The 21255-nt window shown below is 68.4% G+C and carries 15 protein-coding genes and 1 tRNA gene; 10 read left to right on the top strand and 6 right to left on the bottom strand.

The features are described 5' to 3' along the window. The first annotated feature begins 283 nt into the window (after positions 1-283). The 7 genes from IE262_RS06020 (at position 284) to IE262_RS06050 (ending at position 9436) form a co-directional block, all read left to right on the top strand. Positions 284-2563: an FdhF/YdeP family oxidoreductase gene (locus IE262_RS06020; protein ID WP_189871873.1), complete on the top strand. Its 2280-nt coding sequence runs from the start codon at positions 284-286 to the stop codon at positions 2561-2563. A gap of 83 nt (positions 2564-2646) precedes the next feature. Further along, positions 2647-3135 (top strand): hotdog fold thioesterase, encoded by a 489-nt coding sequence (locus tag IE262_RS06025; protein WP_134032815.1) that lies wholly within the window; start codon positions 2647-2649, stop codon positions 3133-3135. 598 nt (positions 3136-3733) lie between these two features. Next, positions 3734-4963 (top strand): branched-chain amino acid ABC transporter substrate-binding protein, encoded by a 1230-nt coding sequence (locus tag IE262_RS06030; RefSeq protein WP_134032811.1) that lies wholly within the window; start codon positions 3734-3736, stop codon positions 4961-4963. Positions 4964-5080: 117 nt separating this feature from the next. Then, positions 5081-6010, top strand: a complete 930-nt coding sequence (locus IE262_RS06035; protein ID WP_189871875.1) for a branched-chain amino acid ABC transporter permease — start codon at positions 5081-5083, stop codon at positions 6008-6010. 5 nt (positions 6011-6015) lie between these two features. After that, positions 6016-7851 carry a branched-chain amino acid ABC transporter permease gene (locus IE262_RS06040; protein WP_134032805.1) on the top strand — a complete coding sequence of 612 codons (1836 nt, stop codon included), beginning with the start codon at positions 6016-6018 and terminating at the stop codon, positions 7849-7851. Between the two features lie 5 nt (positions 7852-7856). Next, the gene (locus IE262_RS06045) at positions 7857-8723 is read left to right on the top strand and encodes an ABC transporter ATP-binding protein (RefSeq protein WP_373304977.1); all 867 of its coding nucleotides are present in this window, start codon (positions 7857-7859) and stop codon (positions 8721-8723) included. Beyond that, positions 8720-9436 carry an ABC transporter ATP-binding protein gene (locus IE262_RS06050; RefSeq protein WP_134032798.1) on the top strand — a complete coding sequence of 239 codons (717 nt, stop codon included), beginning with the start codon at positions 8720-8722 and terminating at the stop codon, positions 9434-9436. The genes IE262_RS06045 and IE262_RS06050 overlap by 4 nt, the downstream gene beginning before the upstream one ends. 105 nt (positions 9437-9541) lie before the next feature. Here IE262_RS06050 and IE262_RS06055 read toward each other — a convergent pair whose 3' ends face one another. Further along, positions 9542-10192: an ANTAR domain-containing response regulator gene (locus IE262_RS06055; protein ID WP_189871877.1), complete on the bottom strand. Its 651-nt coding sequence runs from the start codon at positions 10190-10192 to the stop codon at positions 9542-9544. A gap of 102 nt (positions 10193-10294) precedes the next feature. Between IE262_RS06055 and IE262_RS06060 the strand changes: the two genes are divergently transcribed. Then, positions 10295-10367 (top strand) — tRNA-Leu (locus tag IE262_RS06060). Positions 10368-10473: 106 nt separating this feature from the next. Next, positions 10474-11235, top strand: a complete 762-nt coding sequence (locus IE262_RS06065) for a helix-turn-helix domain-containing protein (protein WP_189871879.1) — start codon at positions 10474-10476, stop codon at positions 11233-11235. Between the two features lie 13 nt (positions 11236-11248). Here the strand turns inward: IE262_RS06065 and pyk are convergent, their stop codons facing one another. Continuing rightward, the gene (gene pyk, locus IE262_RS06070; RefSeq protein WP_189871881.1) at positions 11249-12685 is read right to left on the bottom strand and encodes a pyruvate kinase; all 1437 of its coding nucleotides are present in this window, start codon (positions 12683-12685) and stop codon (positions 11249-11251) included. 146 nt (positions 12686-12831) lie between these two features. Next, positions 12832-13572 carry an SIMPL domain-containing protein gene (locus tag IE262_RS06075; RefSeq protein WP_189871883.1) on the bottom strand — a complete coding sequence of 247 codons (741 nt, stop codon included), beginning with the start codon at positions 13570-13572 and terminating at the stop codon, positions 12832-12834. A gap of 178 nt (positions 13573-13750) precedes the next feature. Between IE262_RS06075 and IE262_RS06080 the strand changes: the two genes are divergently transcribed. Next, positions 13751-15559, top strand: coding sequence for a bifunctional metallophosphatase/5'-nucleotidase (locus IE262_RS06080; RefSeq protein WP_189871885.1), 1809 nt, complete (start codon positions 13751-13753; stop codon positions 15557-15559). A gap of 71 nt (positions 15560-15630) precedes the next feature. Here IE262_RS06080 and IE262_RS06085 read toward each other — a convergent pair whose 3' ends face one another. From IE262_RS06085 to pepN, 3 genes are all read right to left on the bottom strand, one after another. Continuing rightward, positions 15631-17049, bottom strand: a complete 1419-nt coding sequence (locus tag IE262_RS06085; RefSeq protein WP_189871888.1) for a lysine N(6)-hydroxylase/L-ornithine N(5)-oxygenase family protein — start codon at positions 17047-17049, stop codon at positions 15631-15633. Further along, positions 17046-18407 carry a pyridoxal phosphate-dependent decarboxylase family protein gene (locus IE262_RS06090; RefSeq protein ID WP_189871890.1) on the bottom strand — a complete coding sequence of 454 codons (1362 nt, stop codon included), beginning with the start codon at positions 18405-18407 and terminating at the stop codon, positions 17046-17048. Before IE262_RS06090 ends, IE262_RS06085 begins: the two co-directional genes overlap by 4 nt. 123 nt (positions 18408-18530) lie before the next feature. Further along, entirely contained in the window at positions 18531-21041 is a 2511-nt protein-coding gene (gene pepN / locus IE262_RS06095) for an aminopeptidase N (RefSeq protein WP_189871892.1), read from the bottom strand. Between the last annotated feature and the right edge of the window lie 214 nt (positions 21042-21255).

Consider the following 21255-nt stretch of genomic DNA (forward strand, 5'->3'; position numbering starts at 1 on the left):
GGCCGGCCTGGACGGGCACCTGTCCCCGGCGGTCACCACCGGCCGGAACCCCGGGGTGCCGGCCCCGGCACGATGGGCACTTGCCCCGGCACGGAGAGTCGCGGGCGATGCCGCGGTCCGGCCTCCGCGGCCGTCCTTCCGCCCTTCCGCCCTTCCGCCCTTCCGCCCTTCCGCCCTTCCGCCCTCCGATGATCGCTGTCACTGACACGTGCGAGGATCGAAGACGGTACGTCACCCCGTAGTCGAAAACCGTGCTTCACCCGCAGTCGAAGGAGAGCGTGCGATGGCAACCAAGCCGCCGAAGGGCGATCCGGTCCAGGACGCGCCGCAGGTCGCCGGACCGAAGCACGCGGCCGCCGGACTGCCCGCCGTCGGGCACTCGCTGCGGATCGCCCAGCAGCAGATGGGCGTCAGGCGCACCGCGCTCACCCTGCTCCGCGTCAACCAGAAGGACGGCTTCGACTGCCCCGGCTGCGCCTGGCCCGAGCCCGAACACCGGCACACGGCGGAGTTCTGTGAGAACGGGGCGAAGGCGGTCGCCGAGGAGGCCACGCTGCGCCGGGTCACCCCGGAGTTCTTCGCCTCCCACACCGTGGCCGACCTCGCCACCCGCAGCGGCTACTGGCTGGGCCAGCAGGGCCGGCTCACGCACCCCATGTACCTCCCCGAAGGGGGCGAGCACTACGAGCCGGTGTCCTGGGACCGGGCCTTCGACATCGTCGCGGAGGAACTGAAAGCCCTGCAGAGCCCCGACGAGGCCCTCTTCTACACCTCGGGGCGTACGAGCAACGAGGCCGCGTTCCTCTACCAGTTGTTCGCCCGCGAGTTCGGCACGAACAACCTGCCGGACTGCTCCAACATGTGCCACGAGTCGTCGGGGTCGGCCCTCTCGGAAACCCTCGGCGTCGGCAAGGGCAGCGTCCTGCTCGACGACCTCTACAAGGCGGACCTGATCATCGTGGCCGGGCAGAACCCGGGCACGAACCACCCGCGCATGCTCTCCGCCCTGGAGAAGGCGAAGGCGAACGGCGCGCGGATCATCACGGTGAACCCGCTGCCCGAAGCGGGCATGGAGCGCTTCAAGAACCCGCAGACCCCGCAGGGCATGCTCAAGGGAGCCGCCCTCACCGACCTGTTCCTCCAGATCCGCATCGGCGGCGACCAGGCGCTGTTCCGCCTCCTCAACAAGCTGATCCTGGCGACGGACGGCGCGGTCGACGAAGAGTTCGTCCGCGAACACACGCACGGATACGAGGAGTTCACCGAGGCCGCCCGAGCCGCCGACTGGGAGGAGACGCTCACCGCGACCGGCCTCACCCAGGAGAAGATCAACGAAGCCCTCGGCATGATCCTCGCCTCCGAGCGCACCATCGTCTGCTGGGCCATGGGCCTCACCCAGCACAAGCACTCCGTGCCCACCATCCGCGAAGTGGTCAACTTCCTGCTGCTGCGCGGCAACATCGGCCGCCCGGGCGCGGGCGTGTGCCCGGTGCGCGGCCACTCGAACGTGCAGGGCGACCGCACGATGGGCATCTTCGAACGGCCCGCCCCGGCCTTCCTGGACGCCCTGGAGAAGGAGTTCGGCTTCGCGCCGCCCCGGGAACACGGCTACGACGTCGTCCGGGCCATCCGCGCCATGCGCGACGGCTTGGCGAAGGTCTTCTTCGCGATGGGCGGCAACTTCGTGTCCGCGTCACCCGACACCGAGGTGACCGAGGCGGCCATGCGCCGCGCCCGCCTGACGGTGCACGTGTCGACGAAGCTGAACCGCTCGCACGCCGTCACGGGCGCGCGTGCACTCATCCTCCCCACGCTCGGCCGCACCGAGCGGGACCTCCAGGGCAGCGGCGAGCAGTTCGTGACCGTCGAGGACTCCATGGGCATGGTGCACGCCTCACGCGGCCGTCTGGAGCCCGCGAGCGACCACCTGCTGTCCGAGCCGGCCATCGTGTGCCGCCTGGCGCGCCGTGTGCTCGGCGAGGACAGCCGCACGCCGTGGGAGGAGTTCGAGAAGGACTACGCGACGATCCGTGACCGCATCGCGCGCGTGGTCCCCGGTTTCGACGACTTCAATGCGCGCGTGGCCCGTCCCGAGGGCTTCGCGCTCCCCCACGCCCCACGGGACGAGCGCCGCTTCCCGACCGCCACCGGCAAGGCGAACTTCACGGCGGCACCGGTCGAGTACCCGGAGCTTCCCCCGGGCCGCCTCCTGCTCCAGACGCTGCGCTCGCACGACCAGTACAACACCACGATCTACGGCCTGGACGACCGCTACCGCGGCATCAGGAACGGCCGCCGGGTCGTGCTGGTCAACCCCGAGGACGCCGCCGAACTGAAGGTCGCCGACGGCAGTTACGTCGACCTGGTCGGCGAGTGGAAGGACGGAGTGGAGCGCCGGGCGCCCGGCTTCCGCGTCGTGCACTACCCGACAGCCCGGGGCTGCGCGGCCGCGTACTACCCGGAGACCAACGTCCTCGTGCCGCTGGACGCCACCGCGGACACCAGCAACACCCCGGCCAGCAAGTCCGTCGTGGTCCGTCTGGAACAATCGGGAACCGACTGAGCGTTCGCTCAGTCACGGGGTGGGTGTTCGGCCCGGAGCCGGTCGCCCACGACGAGATCCCTGACGAAACGGAGCCAGGACCCATGGGCGAGGAGCACCACGTGAAGTTCCCGCAGGAAGTCATCGACGAGTACGCGGCGATGGGCGTCGACCTGGTCGCCATGTTCTCGGCAGGACACCTGGGGACCCGCATGGGCGTGCAGATCGTGGAGGCCTCGCCCGAGCGCGTCGTCGGCACGATGCCCGTGGAGGGCAACACCCAGCCGTACGGGCTGCTGCACGGCGGCGCGTCCGCCGTGCTCGCCGAAACCCTGGGCTCGGTCGGCTCCATGCTGCACGCGGGCAGCTCGAAGATAGCCGTGGGCGTCGACCTGAACTGCACGCACCACCGCGGCGTCCGGTCCGGGCTCGTGACCGGCGTGGCCACCCCGCTGCACCGGGGGCGCTCGACGGCGACGTACGAGATCGTCATCAGCGACGAGCAGGGCAAGCGGGTGTGCAGCGCCCGTCTGACCTGCATGCTGCGGGACGTGAACCCGGGCGACGCCCAGTACGTCCCCCCGGCGGGCTGACGGGGACGACACCGGGCCGGGCGCCCGGGCTGAACCTGCTGATCGCCGCACCGGACACCCGATGCGGTCAGTCCCGGCGCCCCGCCCGCCGGCCCCCGATGAGCGGACGCGGCGCGCACGGAGCCGCCCCGGCCGTACACCGCACCGAATGAGCCAAGTGCCGGAAATCGCCGGACCCCTTTCCTCGCCGTAACGCTGCGTAATACGCAGGCAATACACGTCACCGAATTCACCCCCGGGTGATCCCTGCCCGCACGACCCCACTCGGGCCTTTCGCGTAGCAAACAGCAACACTTTCAGGACATCACCAAAACCCCCGAACACTCCTGAGGGGATCCCGGCAAACGCTGCGGGTTCTCACTATGCGGACAGGGCGAATCGGTCCGAATTCCTCTCATCCACCCGGCGAGTACCGCTCTGCATTACGTCGTGTCATAACAAGAACGTCACAGCATGGGTCAGACCCTCCTCCACGTTCCCTGCACACGCTTAGAGTCACGCCCAGTCACCGCGCCGACGGATTCGAAGCAACTTCGGTCCAGCGCTCGACTCGGCGGGCTCCAGAGGGAGCCTCCGTGCCAGGGAAAGGACCTGATTCGTGCGTCAACGTTCGCTCATAGCCATCACCGCCGCGCTCGCGGCGGGATCGCTCACACTCACCGCCTGTGGGTCGCGCGACGAAGGCAGCAGCGGTGGCAGCGGGGACAAGACGACCGTGGTGCTCGGCGTCGACGCCCCGCTCACCGGTGACCTGTCCGCTCTGGGCCTCGGCATCCGCAACTCCGCCGACCTGGCCGTGAAGACGGCCAACAAGTCGGAGTACGTCAAGGGCATCGAGTTCAAGCTCGAACCGCTCGACGACCAGGCACAGCCGTCCGTCGGCCAGGCCAACGCCCAGAAGTACATCAGCAACAAGGACGTCCTCGGCGTCGTCGGCCCGCTGAACTCCAGCGTCTCGCAGTCGATGCAGAAGCCGTTCAACGACGCCGGGCTCACCCAGGTCTCCCCGGCCAACACCGGCACCGAACTCACCCAGGGCGACGGCTGGAAGACCGGAAACTCGGTCCGCCAGTTCAAGACCTTCTTCCGCACCGCCACCACCGACGAGGTCCAGGGCGCCTTCGCCGCCGAATACCTCTTCCAGAAGGCCGGCATCAAGAAGACCTACCTGATCAGCGACCAGAAGACCTACGGCGCCGGCCTCGCCGCCTCCTTCAAGGCGAACTACACCAAGCTCGGCGGCAAGATCGTCGGCACCGACAACATCAACCCCGACGACCGCGACTTCAACGCCGTCGTGGCCAAGATCAAGAAGACCGGGGCCGAAGCGCTCTACTACGGCGGCGAGTACCCCGCCGCCGCCCCGCTGAGCCAGCAGCTCAAGGACAGCGGCCAGAACATCCCCCTCATGGGCGGCGACGGCATCTACTCCGCCGAGTTCCCGAAGCTGAACAAGAAGGGTGAGGGCGACCTCGCCACCTCCGTCGGCAAGCCGGTCGAGCAGCTCGACTCCGCCAAGGAGTTCATCAAGAACTACAAGGAAGCAGGCTACAAGGACGCCTACGAGGCCTACGGCGGCCTCACCTACGACGCGACCTGGGCCCTCATCGAGGCCGTCAAGCTGGCCGTCGAGGGCAACGACGGCAAGCTCCCGTCCGACGGCCGCAAGGCCGTCCTCGACGCCATGGCGAAGGTCAAGTTCGACGGCGTCACCGGCACCGTCTCCTTCGACGAGTTCGGTGACACCACGAACAAACTGATGACCGCATACAAGATCAAGAACGACGCCTGGGCGCCCGAGTTCAGCGGCTCGCCCAAGCTGAGCTGAGCAGGGGACGAACAGACAGCACCTCCCCCACCCCACAGTGATCCAGGCCGCGCGGGAGCGCCCACCAGCGCTCCCGCGCGGCGCCATATCCGAAAACACTCCCACGGAGGCCCTGCGGTGAACGAACTGCCGCAACAGCTGGCCAACGGACTCATCCTCGGCGCGATGTACGGTCTCATCGCGATCGGCTACACGATGGTCTACGGCATCGTCCAGCTCATCAACTTCGCCCACGGCGAGATCTTCATGGTCGGGGGCTTCGGGGCCCTCACCGTCTACCTGTGGATGCCCGACGGCTTCGCCCTCGGCGCCGCAGTCCCCCTCATGATCCTCGGCGGCGTCATCGTCTCCGTCGCAGTCGCCACCGCCGCCGAACGCTTCGCCTACCGGCCACTGCGCGGCGCACCACGACTCGCACCCCTGATCACCGCCATCGGCCTCTCCATCGTCCTCCAGCAGGTCGTATGGATGTGGTACCCCGACGCGAAGAAGGACCACCCCTTCCCGCAGTTCGAAGGCGGCCCGATCGACGTCTTCGGTGCCAGCATCCAGCGCGGTGACCTCTTCGTCCTCATCGCCGCCCCGCTGTGCATGTTCGCCCTCGGCCTCTTCGTCACCAAGACCCGCTCGGGCCGCGGTATGCAGGCCACCGCCCAGGACCCCGACACCGCGAAACTGATGGGCATCAACACCGACCGCATCATCGTCATGGCCTTCGCCATCGGCGCCGCGTTCGCCGCCATCGCCGCCGTCGCCTACGGCCTCAAGAACGGCCAGGTCGGCTTCCGCATGGGCTTCCTCATGGGCCTCAAGGCCTTCACCGCCGCCGTACTCGGCGGCATCGGCAACATCTACGGCGCCATGCTCGGCGGCATCGTCCTCGGCGTCGCCGAATCCCTCGCCACCGGCTACATCGGCGACATCCCCGGAATGGACCTCTTCGGCGGCGGCGCCTGGAAGGACGTCTGGGCCTTCAGCCTGCTCATCCTCGTCCTGCTGTTCCGGCCACAGGGCCTGCTCGGCGAACGCGTCGCGGATCGGGCGTGATACCCATGACCACGAACACCACCAAGACCACCAACGGCACGGCCACGGACACCACGAAGTCCGCCACCACCGCACCCACCCCCATCATCCCGATGCCGCCCGCCGCCGCACGCGCCACAGCGGTCACCGGCTCCGTCATCGCCCTCGCCGGCACCTTCCTCGCCTGGACCTGGACCGACGAATTCCCCGGCAATCTCACCGTCACCGGCTACCCCGGCGGCCTACAGGTCCTCACCCTCATATCGGCCGCACTGACCGCACTGTTCGCGCTCTCCGGCTACGGAATCCGAGGCCTGCGCTGGCTCACCCCCGGCGGCACCAACAGCCCCACCCGCCTCCTCGCGCTCGGCGTCCTGGGCACCACCGGCTACACCATAGGCGCCATCTCCTACGAACTCGGCGGCCTCGTCAACCTCGAACCCGGCGCCTGGATCTCCGGCATCGGAGCCCTCCTCGCCCTGATCGGCGCCCTCGGCCTCCCGGCCGACCACGGCTACGACCGCGACGAATCCCCCCACCTGTGGGGCAGGATCCGCCACTCGCTCAGCGCCCCCGAACCCGGCCGCGCCAAGGAACTCCCCTCCTGGGCAGAGATCCTGATCATCGCCGCCGGCTTCGGAATCGGACTGTACGTCTTCTCCTACGGCATCAGCACCGAGTACTCCGAACTGTTCATCGGCTTCCTGATCACCGCCGGATTCGGCTTCACCGCCGTCCTGCGCGCCGGACTCATCAAACAGCTCTCGGCGCTCACCGCGAAACACCGCAACGTCACCATGGCCGCCGCCTTCGTCGCCGCCATCTGCTTCCCCTTCACCCAGAGCAACGACCAGTACGCCCTCATCGGCGCGAACATCCTGATCTTCGCCACGGTCGCCCTCGGCCTCAACGTGGTCGTCGGCCTCGCAGGCCTCCTCGACCTCGGCTACGTCGCCTTCCTCGGCGTCGGCGCCTACGCCGCAGCCCTGGTCTCCGGCTCACCCCAGTCCACCATCGGCGTCCAGTTCCCGTTCTGGGCAGCCGTCCTCACCGGCGCCGCCGCCTCACTCATCTTCGGCGTCGTCATCGGAGCCCCCACCCTGCGGCTGCGCGGCGACTACCTCGCCATCGTGACCCTCGGGTTCGGTGAGATCTTCCGCATCACCATGAACAACCTCAACGGGAACAGCGGACCCGACGTCACCAACGGCTCCAACGGCATCCCCAACATCCCGGACCTGGAACTCTTCGGCTTCAACCTCGGACTCCCCCACAACGTCCTGGGCACCGAACTCACCCGGTCCGGCAACTACTACCTCCTGATGCTGCTGTTCACAGCCATCGTCGTCCTGGTCTTCCGCCGCTCCGCGGAATCCCGCATCGGCCGGGCCTGGGTCGCCATCCGCGAGGACGAGACCGCAGCCACCGCCATGGGCATCAACGGCTTCCGCCTCAAGCTCCTCGCCTTCGCACTCGGCGCAGCCCTCGCCGGCCTCGCCGGCACCGTCCAGGCCCACGTGTCCTACAGCATCACCCCCGAGCAGTACCAGTTCGCCGGCTCCGTACCACCCAACTCGGCCTTCCTGCTCGCCGCCGTCATCCTCGGCGGCATGGGAACCATCAGCGGCCCCCTCATCGGCGCCGCACTCCTCTACCTCATCCCGGCCAAGCTCCAGTTCATGCAGGAATACCAGCTCCTCCTCTTCGGCTTCGCACTGATGCTCCTGATGCGCTTCCGGCCCGAGGGCCTCGTCGCCGACCGCAGGAAGCAACTCGAATTCCACGAGACCGGACAGCTCGACGTACCCGAGGACAAGCCATTGCCCGAAGGCGCGACCGGCGTCGCCAAGGCAGGGGCGTGACCGCCATGACAACCACCATGACCACCACAACCACGGTGCTCGACGCCAGCGGCGTCACCATGCGCTTCGGCGGACTCACCGCCGTACGCAACGTCGACCTCACCGTCGGCAGCGGCGAGATCGTCGGACTCATCGGCCCCAACGGCGCCGGAAAGACCACCTTCTTCAACTGCCTCACCGGCCTCTACATCCCCACCGAGGGCACCGTCACCTACAAAGGCACGGTGCTCCCGCCCAAACCGCACCTGGTCACCCAGGCAGGCATCGCCCGCACCTTCCAGAACATCCGGCTCTTCGCCAACATGACCGTCCTGGAAAACGTGCTCGTCGGCCGCCACACACGCACCAAGGAAGGCCTCTGGTCCGCCCTCCTGCGCCTCCCCGGCTTCAAGAAGGCCGAAGAGGAATCACGCGACCGAGCCATGGAACTCCTCGAATTCACCGGACTCGCCGCCAAGGCCGACCACCTCGCGCGCAACCTCCCCTACGGCGAACAGCGCAAGCTGGAAATCGCCCGCGCCCTCGCCAGCGAACCCGGCCTCCTCCTCCTCGACGAGCCCACCGCCGGCATGAACCCACAGGAGACACGCGCCACCGAGGAACTCGTCTTCGCCATCCGCGACCAGGGCACCGCCGTCCTCGTCATCGAGCACGACATCCGGTTCATCATGAACCTCTGCGACCGGGTCGCCGTGCTCGTCCAGGGCGAAAAACTCGTCGAAGGCCCCGCCGAGGTCGTCCAGGCCGACGAACGCGTCATCGCCGCCTACCTCGGCACACCCTTCGAGGGCGCCCCCGGCAAGGAAGAAGTCGCCGAGGTCGAGGCCGCGGAAGCCGAGGCGCACAGCACCACAGAAGGGGACGCCAAGTGACCGCACTGCTTGAGGTCGAGGACCTCAGGGTCGCCTACGGCAAGATCGAAGCCGTCAAAGGCATCTCGTTCAAGGTCGAAGCCGGCGAGGTCGTCACCCTCATCGGCACCAACGGCGCCGGAAAAACCACGACCCTGCGCACCCTGTCCGGTCTACTCCAGCCACTCGGCGGCCAGATCAAGTTCGACGGCAAGTCGCTCCGAAAGATCCCCGCCCACAAGATCGTCTCGCTCGGACTGGCCCACTCCCCCGAGGGCCGGCACATCTTCCCCCGCATGACGATCGAGGACAACCTCCGCCTCGGCGCCTACCTCCGCACCGACAAAGAAGGCATCGAGAAGGACATACAGCGCGCCTACGACCTCTTCCCCATCCTCGGAGAACGCAGGAAACAGGCCGCGGGCACCCTTTCCGGCGGCGAACAGCAGATGCTCGCCATGGGACGAGCCCTCATGTCCCAGCCCAAACTGCTCATGCTCGACGAACCCTCCATGGGCCTCTCCCCGATCATGATGCAGAAGATCATGGCAACCATCCAGGAGCTCAAGGCCCAGGGCACCACCATCCTGCTCATCGAGCAGAACGCCCAGGCCGCCCTCTCCCTGGCCGATCACGGCCACGTCATGGAAGTCGGCAAAATCGTCCTCTCGGGCACGGGCCAGGACCTGCTGCACGACGAGTCGGTCCGCAAGGCCTACCTCGGCGAGGACTGACCCCCTCCCACCACACGACGTGAGGCCCGCGCCCCCTACTCCGGGAGCGCGGGCCTCACGTCATACGTGACACACGTGGCTTGCGTTACTTATGTGACCCGGAGGTCAGCCCTTGGCGGCCTTCTTCTCCTCCGCATCCAGGATGACCGCCTCCGCGACCTGCTGCATGGACATACGACGATCCATAGAAGTCTTCTGAATCCACCGGAACGCGGCCGGCTCCGTCAGGCCGTACTCGGTCTGAAGCACCGACTTCGCCCGGTCCACCAGCTTCCGGGTCTCCAGCCGCTGGGTGAGATCGGCGACCTCGTTCTCCAACTGCCGCAGCTCGTTGAAACGGGACACCGCCATCTCGATGGCCGGAACGACATCGCTCTTACTGAACGGCTTGACCAGGTACGCCATGGCTCCGGCGTCCCGGGCCCGCTCCACCAGGTCACGCTGGGAAAAGGCGGTGAGCATCAGAACCGGCGCTATGGACTCCTCGGCGATCTTCTCGGCCGCCGAGATACCGTCGAGCTTCGGCATCTTCACATCGAGGATCACGAGGTCGGGCCGGTGCTCCCGGGCGAGCTCGACGGCCTGCTCACCGTCGCCCGCCTCACCGACCACGGTGTAGCCCTCTTCTTCGAGCATCTCCTTGAGATCGAGGCGGATCAGCGCCTCGTCCTCGGCGATGACGACACGGGTCGTCAGCGGAGGCACGTGCGACTTGTCGTCGTCTTCGGCGGTCTGGGGCGACTCGGGGGCGGTCACGTGGGCTCCTTGTTGCGGGGCAGGGGTACTGCTGACAAGAGCGTACCTAGCTGCGGTAAGGTGGTGACACAGCGGGTAACCGCTGACCTTCATTTTGAAGGGGCCCCGGTAGCCCAGCGGTAGAGGCCATGGATTCAAAACCCATACAGCGTCGGTTCGAATCCGACTCGGGGCACTTTTCCTTGGATGCCAAGGTCACCACAGGAAAGCGGATGTCCACGTTCTCGTGAACATCCGCTTTTTGCTGCACGCACTCACGATCAGTCGCACAGAGTGTCCGCATGTACGACATGGGCACACGCAAACGAGCACTGGCTCTCGTCGCGCAAGGACGCAGCCTGAACTCAGTGAGTAAGGAGACCGGCATCTCACGGGCCGCGATCCGCTCCTGGCAAGTACGCATCGAACCGCTCATGAACACGGGCCCCCCGTGCCCCAGGTGCAGGGATGCCCCCGGCCCGCCCGACGGGCCGGCCGCCTACTCCTACCTGCTGGGCCTCTACCTCGGTGACGGCTGCATCAGCCGCCATCGAAAGGGCGTATACATCCTCCGTATCGCGTGCGCCAACGCCTGGCCCGGCCTCATCGAGGCCTGCGAGGCAGCCATCCTCTCGGTGCGTCCCGACAACAGCGTGTGCCGCGTCCGGGCCCAAGGCCACGTCTCCGTCGGTTGCTCAAGCAAGCACTGGCCCTGCCTCTTCCCTCAACACGGGCCCGGCAAGAAGCATCAACGCACTATCGCCCTCGAACCCTGGCAGCAGGAGATCGTCGACGCCCATCCGTGGGAGTTCATCCGCGGCCTCATCCACTCCGACGGCTGTCGCATCACCAACTGGACCACCCGCCTGGTTGCCGGTGAGCAGAAGCGCTATGAATACCCCCGGTACTTCTTCACTAACAAGTCGGCCGACATCATCCGGCTCTTCACGGCAACGCTCGACACGGTCGGGGTTGACTGGAAGCAAGCGAACTCACACAACATCTCCATCGCCCGCAAAGCCTCCGTCGCCCTCATGGACACCCACGTAGGCCCCAAGTACTGACCCCCGGCGCGCCCTACCTCGGACGGTCGTCCTCCCCGATGTGGTGCACCCGCACCATGTTCGTCGTGCCGGAAACCCCCGGAGGCGAGCCCGCCGTGATGATCACGGTGTCGCCCTTCTTGCAGCGGCCGTGCTTCAGGAGCAGCTCGTCGACCTGGTCGACCATGGCGTCCGTCGAGTCGACGTAGGGGCCGAGGAAGGTCTCCACGCCCCAGGTGAGGGTGAGCTGGGAACGGGTGGCCGGGTCGGGGGTGAAGGCGAGCAGTGGGATCGGGGAGCGGTAGCGGGACAGGCGGCGGACCGTGTCGCCGGACTGTGTGAACGCGACGAGGAACTTGGCGCCGAGGAAGTCGCCCATCTCGGCGGCGGCGCGGGCCATGGCGCCGCCGTGGGTGCGGGGTTTGTTGTGTTCGGTGAGGGGTGGCAGGCCCTTGGCGAGGATGTCCTCCTCGGCGGCCGCGACGATGCGGGACATCGTGCGGACGGTTGGGATGGGGTACTTTCCGACGCTGGTCTCGCCGGAGAGCATCACGGCGTCCGTGCCGTCGATCACGGCGTTCGCCACGTCGGATGCCTCGGCCCTGGTCGGGCGGGAGTTGTCGATCATTGAGTCGAGCATCTGTGTCGCCACTATGACGGGCTTGGCGTTGCGCTTGGCGAGCTTGATGGCGCGTTTTTGGACGATCGGGACCTGTTCGAGGGGCATCTCGACGCCGAGGTCGCCTCGGGCGACCATGATGCCGTCGAAAGCGAGGACGATGTCCTCGATGGTGTCGACGGCCTGTGGTTTTTCGATCTTGGCGATGACGGGGAGGCGGTGGCCCTCCTCGTCCATGATGCGGTGGACGTCGTCGATGTCGCGTCCGCTGCGGACGAAGGACAGCGCGATGATGTCGACGCCGGTGCGCAGGGCCCAGCGGAGGTCTGCCTCGTCCTTGTCGGAGAGGGCGGGGACGGAGACGGCGACGCCGGGCAGGTTCAGGCCCTTGTGGTCGGAGACGATGCCGCCCTGGATGACCGTGGTGTGTACGCGGGGGCCGTCGATCGAGGTGACTTCCAGACACACCTTGCCGTCATCGACGAGGATGCGCTCACCGGCGGTGACGTCGGTGGCGAGTCCCTCGTACGTCGTTCCGCAGGTGGTGTGGCCGCCCTGGATGCCCTTCTCGACCGAGATGGTGAAGGTGTCGCCGCGTTCAAGGAGTACGGGGCCTTCGGTGAAGGTGCCGAGTCGTATCTTCGGGCCTTGAAGGTCGGCGAGTATGCCGACGCTGCGGCCGGTCTCGTCGACGGCCTTGCGCACGCGCCGGTGGCGCTCCTCGTGTTCGGCGTGGGTGCCGTGGCTGAGGTTGAGGCGGGCGATGTCCATTCCGGCGTCGACCAGGGCCTTGATCTGGTCGTAGGAGTCGGTGGCGGGCCCCAGTGTGCAGACGATCTTTGCTCGGCGCATGATTCGAGCGTAGGCCTTACCGACCGGTAGGGAGTTGGCCGGTCATGACTGCTCAACGACCTTTGAATTAAGGGTAGTTGACAAGGTTTGAAGTGTGCGCCGGGGTGCTCGGATGAGCATCCCGGACGCGGTTCCGGGGGGGTGTGTCACAGGCGGGGCGGTGCCATGGTGAAGCGGGCGTTCACCTGGGCGTAGACGTGCTGCCGCTGGGGTTCGAGGTCGAGGGGGGCGGCTGCTTCCCCGGCGTCCGCCCCGTATGCCATGGATCGCATGCGGCCGGGGGTGGGTGGGTAGGGCGGCTGGGTGTTCTCGGCGCCGATGTCGGCGAGTTCGATCAGGGCGTCGAGGGTGGTGCCGAGGGCTTCCGCGTATTCGCGGGCGCGTAGGACGGCTTCGCGGACCGCTTGCTGGCGGGCCCGGCGGTGGGCGGGTGAGGCGGGGCGCAGGGTCCACCAGGGGCCGTCGACGCGGGTGAGTTCCAGGTCGGCGAGGCGGGTGGTGAGTTCGCCGAGTGCGGTGAAGTCGGTGAGTTCGGCGGTGATGTGGACGCGGCCGTGGTAGGCGTGGACGCGTTCGCCGCGGCCGTGTTTGGTCAGTTCGGGCGTGATGGAGAAGGCGCCGGTCTCGACTCGCTCGACGGCGTCCCCGTAGGTTTTGACGAGGTCGAGCACGGTGGCGTTGCGGCGGGTGAGGTCGTCGAGGGCGGCTCGCCGGTCCTTGCCTCGGGCGCTGACGGTGACGCCGATGCGGGCGATCTCGGGATCGACTTCGAGGTGGGCTTCGCCGCGGACGGCGATGCGGGGGGCGTCGGGGGTGCCGTAGGGGGCGGCGGTGGGCCGGCGATCGTCCGGTGCGGGGGTCGGGGGTTCCTCGGGTGTGGAGGTCATACGTCCCACTCTGTCACTCGTGACCCGGTTGGGTGGGGCGCAGGTCACCAGATCGCAACCTGGAAGGTCTGTTGCGGCCCGTCGTGAGCGGGCCAGAATCTTCGCGCGTTGTCTACGCGCGTTGTTGCAGTTGGTCCAGGTCTCTGGTCCTGAGTTCTTCCCCCGAGGAGTGCCCGTCATGCCGTTGAATCGCCGGAAGTTCCTGAAGAAGTCCGCCGTGACCGGCGCGGGCGTCGCGCTGACCGGCGCGGTCGCTGCGCCGGGCGCCCGGGCGGCTGATGAGGTGCAGGGTGGGGGCACGCGGCCGCAGCGGTACGCGTTCACGGTGCTGGGTACGACGGACCTGCACGGCAACGTCTTCAACTGGGACTACTTCACGGACCAGGAGTTCGACGACAAGGCCCACAACGACATCGGCCTGGCGAAGATCTCCACCCTGGTGAACCAGGTGCGTGAGGAGAAGGGCCGCCGTAACACGCTCCTGATCGACGCGGGCGACACCATTCAGGGCACCCAGCTGTCGTACTACTACGCCAAGGTTGACCCGATCACCGCCAAGGGCGGTCCGGTGCACCCGATGGCGCAGGCCATGAACGCCATCGGCTATGACGCGGCGGCCCTGGGCAACCATGAGTTCAACTACGGCATTCCGCTACTGCGGAAGTTCGAGGAGCAGTGCCGTTTCCCGCTGCTCGGCGCCAACGCGCTGGACGCGAAGACGTTGCGGCCCGCTTTTCCTCCGTACAGCATGCACCGGTTGCGCACCCCGTTCGGCCGTGAGGTGAAGGTGGCGGTGCTGGGCCTGACGAACCCGGGTATCGCGATCTGGGACAAGGCGAACGTGCAGGGGAAGATGACGTTCCCGGGCTTGGAGGAGCAGGCGGCGAAGTGGGTGCCGAAGCTGCGGTCGATGGGCGCGGACGTGGTCATCGTGTCGGCGCACAGCGGGTCGTCGGGTACGTCGTCCTACGGTGACCAGTTGCCGTACGTGGAGAACGCGGCGGGGCTGGTGGCGGAGCAGGTGCCGGGGATCGACGCGATTCTGGTGGGCCATGCGCACGCGGAGATCCCGGAGTACTTCGTCACCAACAAGGAGACCGGTAAGCAGGTCCTGCTTTCCGAGCCGCTGAAGTGGGGTCAGCGTCTGACGCGGTTCGATTTCGAGCTGGTCTGGGAGAAGGGCCGCTGGGCGGTCGAGAAGGCGGGTGCGCGGGTCCTGAACTCCAACGTGGTGGAGGAGGACCCGGAGATCACGAAGCTGCTCGCCGATGAGCACGAGAAGGTCGTGGCGTACGTCAATCAGGTCATCGGCACCAATGCCGCGGAGATGAGGTCGGCCGAGGCGCCCTACAAGGATGTGCCGATCATCGACCTGATCAACCATATTCAGGCCGACACGGTGAAGCAGGCGCTGGCGGGGACGGAGTATGCGGCGCTGCCGGTGCTGTCGCAGGCCGCCGCGTTCTCGCGCAGTGCGGTCATTCCGGCGGGCGAGGTCACCATCCGGGATGTGGCGGGTCTGTATGTGTACGAGAACACGCTGGAGGCGCGTCTGATGACGGGTGCGCAGATGAAGGCGTACCTGGAGTTCTCGGCGAACTACTTCGTGCAGACGGCCGCGGGTACGGCGGTGGACCCGGCGAAGCTGACGAACGCGAACGGTACGCCGGACTACAACTATGACGTGGTCAGCGGCTTGACGTACGAGATCGACATCGCCAGGCCGGCCGGGTCGCGCGTCACGAACGTGCGGTTCGAGGGGGCGCCGCTGGATGACGCGCAGCAGTTCGTGTTCGCGGTGAACAACTACCGGGCGAACGGTGGCGGCAACTTCCCGCATGTCGCCGGGGCCCGGCAGGTGTGGTCGGACTCGGACGAGATCCGCAACATCATGATCGCCTGGGTGAAGGCGAAGGGGTCCATCGACCCGGCTGAGTTCGCGGCGGTGGACTGGAAGCTGACGCGGGACGGCACGCCGGTCTTCTAGAGTGCCGGCTTTCTGGAGGTCCGGGGTCGAGGCCCCGGACCTCGAAGGGTTTTGGGGCCCTTGCCGTGGGGTCAGCTGTGGTCGGCGAGCGGGGTGGGGGTCTGTTCCTGGTGTGCGGGCGGGACCTGTGGTTGCCGTGGGGCGAGGCCGAAGGTGGTGAAGGCCGTGCGGTCGGGCAGCGGGTACGGTTCCTTGCCGGTGAGGGCGTTCAGGATGGTGGCGCTGCGCCAGGCGGCGAGGCCGAGGTCGGGGGTGCCGACGCCGTGGGCGTGGAGTGCGGCGTTCTGTACGTAGATGTGGCGGCCGGAGTCGGTGATCGCGGGGTCGAGGACGAGGCGGAAGCGGTCGTCGACGCGGGGCCGCTCGGAGCTGTCGCGGCGTAGGTAGGGGTCGAGGCCGGCGAGGAGGCGGTCGGCGGGGCGTTCGCGGTAGCCGGTGGCGAGGACGACGGCGTCGGTGGTGAGGCGGGAGCGGGTGCCTTGCTGGAGGTGCTCCAGGTGGAGTTCGACCTGGTTGGTGGAGAGCCGGCCGGCGGTGCGGACGAGGACGCCGGGTGTGAGGACGGCGTCGGGCCAGCCGCCGTGCAGGGTGCGGTGGTAGAGCTCTTCGTGGATGGCGGCCAGGGTGGGGGCCGCGATGCCTTTGTGGAGTTGCCATTGGGCGGCGACGAGCCGGTCGCGGGTTTGTTCGGTGAGGGCGTGGAAGTAGCGGGTGTAGTCGGGTGTGAAGTGCTCCAGGCCGAGTTTGGAGTACTCCATGGGCGCGAATGCCTCGGTGCGTGCGAGCCAGTGGATTCGCTCGTGGCCTGCGGGGCGGGCTCGGAGGAGGTCGAGGAAGATCTCGGCGCCGGACTGGCCGGCGCCGATGACGGTGACGTGGCCGGCGGCGAGGAGGCGGTCGCGTTCGTCGAGGTAGTCGGCGGCGTGGATGACGGGCACGCCGGGGGCGTCGACGAGGGGTGTGAGGGGGTCGGGTACGTGGGGGGCGGTGCCGATGCCGAGGGCGACGTTTTTGGTGTAGGTGCGGCCTGCGGGTTCGTCTGCGCCGTCGTGGAGGCGGGTGAAGTCGATCTCGAACAGGTCGTGTTCGGGGTTCCAGCGGACCGCGTCGACCTGGTGGCCGAAGTGTAGTCCGGGGAGGTTGTCGCTGACCCAGCGGCAGTAGGCGTCGTATTCGGCGCGCTGGATGTGGAAGCGTTCGGCGAAGTAGAAGGGGAAGAGCCGGTCGCGGGTCCTGAGGTAGTTGGGGAATGACCAGGGGCTGGTGGGGTCGGCGAGGGTCACGAGGTCGGCCAGGAAGGGGACCTGGAGGGTGGTGCCCTCGATGAGGAGGCCGGGGTGCCAGTGGAAGGCGGGGTGCTGGTCGTAGAAGACGGCGTCGAGTTCGGCGAGCGGGTGGGCGAGGGCGGCGAGGGAGAGGTTGAAGGGGCCGATGCCGATGCCCACGAGGTCGCGGGGGGCTTCGGGCTCGTGGGGTGGGGGTGTGGTCATGTGGGGGTGTTTCCTTCCACGAGTTTCAGGAGTGCGGCCAGGTCGCCGGGCCGGGTGTGAGGGTTGAGCAGGGTGGCTTTGAGCCAGAGCCGGCCGTCGGGTGCGGCGCGTCCGAGGACGGCCCGACCGTCGTGGAGGAGTTGGCGGCGGATGTCCGCCACGGCGGCGTCGGTCGCTCCGGTGGGCCGGAACAAGACGGTGCTGATGGTGGGTGGGGCGTAGAGCTCGAAGCCGGGGTGTGTGTCCACGAGTGCGGCGAATTCGGCGGCGAGGGCGCAGACCTGGTCGATGAGCGCGCCGAGTCCCTCGCGTCCGAGGGTTTTGAGGGTGACGGCGATTTTGAGGATGTCGGGGCGGCGGGTGGTGCGCAGGGACCGGCCGAGCAGGTCAGGCAGTCCGGCCGCGGTGTCGTCGGTGGCGTTGAGGTAGTCGGTGTGGTGGGCCAGTACGGCGAGGTCGGCGGCGTCGCGTACGGCGAGGAGTCCGGCGGCGGCGGGCTGCCAGCCGAGTTTGTGCAGGTCGAGGGTGACGGTGTGGGCGCGGTCGAGGCCGTGCAGCCGGTGGCGGTGGTGGTCGCTGAGGAGGAGTCCTCCGCCGTATGCGGCGTCCACGTGCAGTCGGGCGCCTCGGGCGGCGCACAGGTCGGCGAGGCCGGGGAGCGGGTCGATGAGCCCGGCGTCGGTGGTGCCGGCGGTTGCGGTGACGAGGACGGGGCGGGGCAGCGAAGCGAGGGCGTCGTCGAGGGCGGCGGGGGTGAGGATGCCGTCGGGGGTGGGGACGACGACGGGTTCGGGGAGGCCGAGGAGCCAGGCGGCGCGGCGCAGGGAGTGGTGGGCGTTGGCGCCGCAGACGAGCTGGAGGGGTTCTGGGGCGTGCCGGGTTTCGCGGGCGAGGAGGAGGGCGAGTTGGTTGGACTCGGTGCCTCCGGTGGTGACGAGGGCGTCGCCCGCGTGCAGTTCGTCGGCGAGTGCTCTGGTGACGAGTGTCTCCAGTGCCGAGGCGGCGGGGGCCTGGTCCCATGAGTCGAGGGAGGGGTTGAGGGCGGAGGCGGCGAGGTCGGCGGCGGTCGCGACGGCGAGGGGCGGGCAGTGGAGGTGGGCCGTGCACAGGGGGTCGGCGGGGTCGGCGGCGCCTGCGGCGAATGCGTGGACGAGGGTGTGGAGTGCGTCCGGGTCGCCTTGGCGTGGGAGTACCTCGCCGACGGCGGCCCGGACGCGTGCGGTGACGGCCTGCGGCCCGCCTTTGGGGAGGGGGCCGCCTCGCGCGTGGGTGCCCTCGCTCAGGGCGCGCAGCACTGTGTGGAGCAACTGCCCCAGCGTGGTGCCTCCGGCGGTTGAGGCGAGGGGCGGGGTGCTCATGCCGGGTACAACGATGCCGCGCGGGTGAGGGTGCTGTTGGGGAGCGCGGTTGAGGTCTCTGCCGGTGGATGTCTGCGGGTTGTGTGCGGGGTGTGCGGCTTGTCGCTCAGTTCCCCGCGCCCCTTACGGGGCGTCGGTCTCCCTTACCCTCAAGGCCCTTTCGAGGTCGTCCAGTTGGTCCGTCAGCTTGCGGCGCAGGGATGGGGTCGGGTCGGAGGTGCGGAGGCACTGCTCGCCGAGGCGGAGGGTTTCGGCGTTGACGGCGTGCACGGGGAAGGCCCAGCGGCCCGCGGCGTCGGCGATGGCGGGGCCGCGGCGGGCGGCGAGGGCGACCGCGTCGGTGAAGTACCGCTCCACGTACTCCTGAAGCACCTCGGCCTGTTCGGGCTGCCAGAAGCCTTGGGCGGTGGCTGTGAACAGGTAGTTGGAGAGGTCGTCGGTGGCGAACATGGCTTCCCAGGCGGTGCGCTTGGACTCCGGGTCGGGCAGTGCGGCGCGGCAGCGGGCGGCGCCCTCCTGGCCGGTGGCGCTCGGGTCGCGCTGTGCCTCGGCGGCGATCGCGGTCTCGTCGGTGGCGCCGAGGACGGCGAGGCGGCCCAGGATGCGCCAGCGCAGTTCGGGGTCGAGTTCGGGACCGCCGGGCACGGTGCCGTCGGCGAGCCAGGCGGCGATGGTGTCGGGGTGGGCGGCGACGTCGATGAAGTGGCGTACGGCGGTGAGGCGCAGGCCGGGGTGGGAGCCGTCCTCGGTGCGGCGGATCAGGTCGCGGCACAGGGTGGTGAGGGTGGACAGGGCTGCGGGCCGGTCGGTGTCCGTCAGGAAGCGGTCGGTGATCTGGGCCGACGCGAACGACAGGACGCCCTGGACCAGTGACACGTCCGTTTCGAGGGGCAGATGGGTGCGCGCGGTCTCCAGGTAGGCGGTGGGGGGCAGTTCGCCGTCGCGGACGGTGTCCCGCAGGGAGTTCCAGACGACGGCGCGGGTCAGCGCGTCGGGGAGTGCGGACAGGTTGTCGCGGATGGCGGTGAAGGATTCGGGGTCGAAGCGGACCTTGGCGTAGGTGAGGTCGCCGTCGTTGACCAGGAGCAGGGCGGGGCGTTTGCCGATCGGCTCGGCGGTGTCCTGGGGGATGTCGAGGTGGAGGCGTTCGCGCAGGACGAGGCGGCCGGTGTCACCGGGGTCCGGGTCGTAGAGGCCGACGGCGACGCGGTGCGGGCGGCTGCCGTGGCGCTCGGTGGTGAGGGTGTAGGTGCCGTCGTCGGCCGGGGTGACCTTCGGGGTGAGGGTGTCGACGCCCGTGGTACGCAGCCAGGAGGCCGCCCAGGCGTGCACGTCGCGGTCGGTGGCGTCGGCGAGGGAGTCGATGAAGTCGGCGAGGGTGGCGTTGCCGAACCGGTGGCGGGCGAAGTGGGTGTTGATGCCGGCGAGGAAGTTCTTCTCGCCGAGCCAGGCCACGAGTTGCCGGAGCGCGGAGGCGCCCTTGGCGTAGGAGATGCCGTCGAAGTTGAGCAGCGCGGAGGCGGTGTCGTCGACGGTTTCGGGGGCGACCGGGTGGGTGGAGGGGCGTTGGTCGGCGTCGTAGCCCCAGGCTTTGCGGGCGACGCCGAAGTCGACCCAGGTGTCGGTGAAGCGGGTGGCTTCGGTGAGGGTCTGGTAGCCCATGTATTCGGCGAAGGACTCGTTCAGCCAGATGTCGTCCCACCACTTGAGGGTGACGAGGTCGCCGAACCACATGTGGGCCATCTCGTGGGCGATGACCATGGCGCGGGTCTGCCGCTCGGTGTCGGTGACGGCGGAGCGGTAGAGGAACTCGTCGCGGAAGGTGACCAGGCCGGGGTTCTCCATGGCCCCGAAGTTGAATTCGGGGACGAATGCCTGGTCGTAGGAGTCGAAGGGGTACGGCTCCTCGAACTTCTCGTGGTAGCGGTCGAAGCAGGCGCGCGTGATGTCGAGGATTTCGTCGGCGTCGACGTCCAGGTGGGGTGCGAGGGAACGGCGGCAGTGGAGGGCGAAGGGGAGTCCGCGGTGTTCGGTGCGCACGGAGTGCCAGGGCCCGGCGGCGACGGCCACCAGGTAGGTGGAGATCAGCGGTGTGGGGGCGGCGTGCCAGGTGCCGTCCTCCCGCTGCTCTGTGACGCCGTTGGCGATGACCTTCCAGTTGTCGGGGGCCGTCACGGACAGTTCGAAGACGGCCTTGAGGTCGGGCTGGTCGAAGGCCGGGAAGACGCGCTTGCAGTCGTCCAGGGCGAGTTGCGTGTAGACGTAGGTCTCGCCGTCGGTGGGGTCGGTGAAGCGGTGCATGCCCTCGCCGGTGCGGGAGTAGCGCATGACGGCGTCGATGCGCAGCTCGTGCTCGCCGGTGGTCAGGTCCTTGAGGGGCAGCCGGTTCTCGGTGAACGTGTCCAGGTCGAGGTGGTGTCCGTCGAGGACGGCGTGACGCAGTTCTTCGGGCTTGAGCTCGACGAACGTGTCCGTGGCTTTCTGGTCCCCGCGTACCGTGAACTGGATGGCGGTGCGGGAGACGAACAGCTCGTCGCCGTGTGTCAGGTCGAGGTCGATCTGATAGCGGTGGACGTCGAGGAGCCTGGCACGGGTCTGCGCTTCGTCGCGCGTCAGTACGGACATGCAGGACATGCTGCCTGATGCCACTGACACGGCACAGGGGCGGGCCGGTACACGGCTTTTGTCCGCTGCCCTTCGCCGTCTTCGCGTGTGCGCCCCCGGTGCGTGGTGCGTCCCCGCCGGCTCAGGTCTGTGTTCGGTGCTGCGTGTGCTTTTGCCGTCTGTCCCGCCCTGAGCGCCGCCTGCTTCTGCCCGAGCGCCGTGCGCCTCGCGCTGCGCGCCGCGC

Source organism: Streptomyces bluensis (assembly GCF_014650715.1).
In the GTDB taxonomy this organism is placed as follows: Bacteria; Actinomycetota; Actinomycetes; order Streptomycetales; family Streptomycetaceae; genus Streptomyces; species Streptomyces bluensis.

Excerpts from the sequence above, each read along its gene's own strand:
- IE262_RS06020 (WP_189871873.1), top strand. The coding sequence starts at position 284 with ATGGCAACCAAGCCGCCGAAGGGCGATCCGGTCCAGGACGCGCCGCAG.
- IE262_RS06025 (WP_134032815.1), top strand. The coding sequence starts at position 2,647 with ATGGGCGAGGAGCACCACGTGAAGTTCCCGCAGGAAGTCATCGACGAG.
- IE262_RS06040 (WP_134032805.1), top strand. The coding sequence starts at position 6,016 with ATGACCACGAACACCACCAAGACCACCAACGGCACGGCCACGGACACC.
- IE262_RS06045 (WP_373304977.1), top strand. The coding sequence starts at position 7,857 with ATGACAACCACCATGACCACCACAACCACGGTGCTCGACGCCAGCGGC.
- IE262_RS06065 (WP_189871879.1), top strand. The coding sequence starts at position 10,474 with ATGTACGACATGGGCACACGCAAACGAGCACTGGCTCTCGTCGCGCAA.
- pyk (WP_189871881.1), bottom strand. The coding sequence starts at position 12,685 with ATGCGCCGAGCAAAGATCGTCTGCACACTGGGGCCCGCCACCGACTCC.
- IE262_RS06075 (WP_189871883.1), bottom strand. The coding sequence starts at position 13,572 with ATGACCTCCACACCCGAGGAACCCCCGACCCCCGCACCGGACGATCGC.
- IE262_RS06080 (WP_189871885.1), top strand. The coding sequence starts at position 13,751 with ATGCCGTTGAATCGCCGGAAGTTCCTGAAGAAGTCCGCCGTGACCGGC.
- IE262_RS06085 (WP_189871888.1), bottom strand. The coding sequence starts at position 17,049 with ATGACCACACCCCCACCCCACGAGCCCGAAGCCCCCCGCGACCTCGTG.
- IE262_RS06090 (WP_189871890.1), bottom strand. The coding sequence starts at position 18,407 with ATGAGCACCCCGCCCCTCGCCTCAACCGCCGGAGGCACCACGCTGGGG.
- pepN (WP_189871892.1), bottom strand. The coding sequence starts at position 21,041 with ATGTCCTGCATGTCCGTACTGACGCGCGACGAAGCGCAGACCCGTGCC.